The sequence below is a fragment of the Gilliamella sp. Nev3-1 genome, from assembly GCF_001690435.1.
Classification (GTDB): domain Bacteria; phylum Pseudomonadota; class Gammaproteobacteria; order Enterobacterales; family Orbaceae; genus Gilliamella; species Gilliamella apicola_C.
Map to the genome: position 1 here is coordinate 1 of NZ_LZHN01000002.1, position 2,973 is coordinate 2,973.

Consider the following 2,973-nt stretch of genomic DNA (forward strand, 5'->3'; position numbering starts at 1 on the left):
TCCATAACCAGTTGAGCATTTTTATGTTTTCCAGCACTTCGTCCCACGATTTCTCGATTGCTTACATCAATAATCACACAAAGGTAATGCCATTGTTGTTTTACTCTCACATAAGTTAAATCAGTCACTAACACTTTTCGTTGTTGGCCTACGGTAAACTCACGATTAAGTTGATTACTTACTGTTGATTCGTTGCTTTGTTCTGTATTAGCACGATATTTTTTACAGGTATATTTTGATACTCATCCGTTTTCTTGCATGATTCGACCAATTCGGCGACGGGATAATAGTATGCTTTTCTTTCTAAGCGCTACTTGTAGTCGCCTTGTTCCATAGGATTGATAGTTATCGTTAAATACCGCTTTCACTTTTTTACTAAGCTCTTTGTCTGTTTTTTTACTGGTTAATTGTAGTTGATAATAGAAGCTATTTCTTGACACTTGTAAACATCGACATAACGCACGTAAACTATATCGATGTTGATTCTCGGTGATTAATTTGATTTTCGTCCTATTATCAACGCCGCTTGCTTTAGGATGTCATTCTCCATTAACAATCGCTTATTCTCTTTACGTAGGGCTATGAGCTCATTTTCTTGAGCACGACGATTAGCTTGAGCTGTAAACTCACCAGTGGTTTGATATTGCTTAATCCACTTATCTAATGCGGATTTAGTCAGGTCGTATTCGGTGACAATATCCGCTCGTTTTTTGCCATTTTGGTATAACATTACCCTCTGTTTTTTAAATTCATTACTAAAACTGCGTTTTTCTCTTCTTGAAATAAGATTTGTCATTGTTGGTTCCTTTTGTTTTTTGGTTATCATAACAATGACCTTATTAAACTGGTACTAATTAGTGTAGCCTGTCCATCAAAAGCGAACAATGGCTGGAGGCGCTGAATTTAACTGGGTCTGGGAGGGTGAAGGTCAAGATGTTCGTTGTTTACGTCAATGGGGTAACTTTGGGCAAATAGATGAACGTTACACATGGCAAGATGAAAACGTGATTGTCACCATGGCTGATGGCAGTCAAAAGTGTTACACCCATAAAGACGGTTTGTTACAGTCAGAAATCGATGCTAATGGGGCGACCAAAACCTATCAGTATAATGAAGAGGGATTGAAAACCGTTGAGATTGATGCGTTAGGGCATCAAACCCACTATGAATATACGGTTAATATACTGGGTGGGTTAAATAGTTATCAATATGTCAATGGTGATCCGATAAATTGGATAGATCCGTTAGGGTTGATTAAGGTCGCTGACAAGGGCGTTGAGGGGATTGTTGGAAAAGAAGCTGATACTCAATTAGTACCAGATACTTTTGTATCAGATGTTACTACTCATAATAAACAATTAGGAGTAATAAATCGAAAACAAGGTACAATTTCTGGCGCTCATAATCAAGATGCATTTTTAGAATCTATTGAAATAACAGGTGCTAAAATTGTAAACCCTAAGTACACAGATAGACAATATCCTGGGTTGATTGAATATCAGTATCAAATTCCAGCTATAGCTGGAAATGGACCAAATGCAGGAAAAGTAACCGGATACAAAGGTGTTGAAAGAAAAACCACCTATGATCCTGCAATACTTTCTGATGCAAAAGTAGCGGAGATGTCAAATAAAGCAGCACATCAAGCAAAAGATTATTTTCAATCAAATCCGACAAAGAACGTGTATGATACTAAAGTAGGTGGCTATTGGTTTAGAGTGACACATGACCCAAAAACTAATAAAATAAATAATGCATTTTTGACAATGCCGCCAAGGAGTATTAGATGACAAATAATATACAATGGTTGAAAAAAATTGAAAAAAATTAATTGAAAATGATGGAGGAAATTTATATAGCTTATTGGAAATAATGTATAAAGAACAAAAAATGAATTTTTTACAGTTTTTATATGATGCTTCCAAAGGAATTGGATGTTCACCGTCCGAAGGGTGTGGTTATGCATTAGACCAAAACTGGGATAGTCCTGAAGAATTTGATGAAGTAAGTTTTATGTTTGGAGATTATTGTAACTATCCCCTAAAATAGTACAGCAAAAAAGTAGAAAATTCTCTATGATACAAGTAAAGGGGATTTAATTATGAAAAAAATGACTGAACATCAAATCATCGCTATTTTAAAAGAAGCTGAAGCGGGTATTCCCGTTAAAGAACTGTGCCGTAAATATGGCATGGGTAATTCAACTTTCTATAAATGGCGAGAAAAATACAGCGGAATGGAAACGTCGGATATCAAACGCTTAAAGGAGCTGGAGGCTGAAAACCGCAAGCTTAAACAGATGTTTGCCGAACTGAGCTTAAGATCCCAGCTTCAGGAAGAAATCATAAAAAAGCTTTAGTGCCCACCAAGGCACGTAAAATGTGGGCACAGCAACTACAACAAAATCATTCGGTTACTATTGCAATGAGTTGTGCCATTGTTGGTTTAAGCCGTTGTGCTTACTATTATCAAGCTAAGTTACAGGATGATTCGGCGATTGTTTCGGTATTGAATGCTATCACAGATAGGCATTTACGCTGGGGTTTTCCTAAATGTTTTAATCGTATCAGAAAGCTCGGCTATCAATGGAATCATAAACGGGTATATCGGGTGTATTGTGAATTAAAGCTTAATCTCAGGGTAAAGCGTAAAAAACGCATTCCTCCACGATGCTCAGAAAGATTATTAGTCCCCAATAAACAAAGTGACTGTTGGTCAATGGATTTTATGAGTGGCAGTAGCCGTAATCAACGTCGCTTTAGGACATTCAATGTCATCGATGACTTTAATCGTGAGGCATTAGGTATTGATATTGCAGTAAGCTTACCGGCAGGGAGAGTTACCCGTTACTTAGATAAACTGGCCGAATATCATGGGTATCCATTAAAAATACGGGTCGATAATGGGCCAGAATTTACAGGAAAAACCTTTATAAACTGGGCTAAATCACATGATATAGCCATTGATTATATC

6 protein-coding genes are annotated in these 2,973 nt (G+C 36.9%); 4 read left to right on the top strand and 2 right to left on the bottom strand.

Annotated features, from left to right (window positions below; all coding sequences use genetic code 11):
• Positions 1-242: 242 nt before the first annotated feature.
• Positions 243-440 (bottom strand): IS3 family transposase, encoded by a 198-nt coding sequence (locus A9G40_RS14090; protein WP_141675215.1) that lies wholly within the window; start codon positions 438-440, stop codon positions 243-245.
• Positions 441-493: 53 nt separating this feature from the next.
• Entirely contained in the window at positions 494-796 is a 303-nt protein-coding gene (locus A9G40_RS00090) for a transposase (protein ID WP_081302198.1), read from the bottom strand.
• A gap of 88 nt (positions 797-884) precedes the next feature.
• Here A9G40_RS00090 and A9G40_RS00095 point away from each other — a divergent pair, with 88 nt between their 5' ends.
• The 4 genes from A9G40_RS00095 to A9G40_RS00105 all read left to right on the top strand — a co-directional run.
• Entirely contained in the window at positions 885-1,790 is a 906-nt protein-coding gene (locus A9G40_RS00095) for a hypothetical protein (RefSeq protein WP_065581368.1), read from the top strand.
• Positions 1,791-1,872: 82 nt separating this feature from the next.
• Entirely contained in the window at positions 1,873-2,049 is a 177-nt protein-coding gene (locus A9G40_RS14840; RefSeq protein WP_176700409.1) for a hypothetical protein, read from the top strand.
• A 52-nt stretch (positions 2,050-2,101) separates the two neighbouring features.
• A complete protein-coding gene (locus A9G40_RS00100; protein ID WP_065581369.1) occupies positions 2,102-2,359 on the top strand; it encodes a transposase in 258 nt (85 codons plus the stop codon).
• On the top strand, positions 2,359-2,973 hold a 615-nt coding region (locus A9G40_RS00105; RefSeq protein WP_141675141.1), incomplete at its 3' end, for a DDE-type integrase/transposase/recombinase. The genes A9G40_RS00100 and A9G40_RS00105, both read left to right, overlap by 1 nt.

Coding starts and splice junctions, on each gene's coding strand:
- A9G40_RS00090 (WP_081302198.1), bottom strand. CDS start 796: ATGACAAATCTTATTTCAAGAAGAGAAAAACGCAGTTTTAGTAATGAA.
- A9G40_RS00095 (WP_065581368.1), top strand. CDS start 885: ATGGCTGGAGGCGCTGAATTTAACTGGGTCTGGGAGGGTGAAGGTCAA.
- A9G40_RS14840 (WP_176700409.1), top strand. CDS start 1,873: ATGTATAAAGAACAAAAAATGAATTTTTTACAGTTTTTATATGATGCT.
- A9G40_RS00100 (WP_065581369.1), top strand. CDS start 2,102: ATGAAAAAAATGACTGAACATCAAATCATCGCTATTTTAAAAGAAGCT.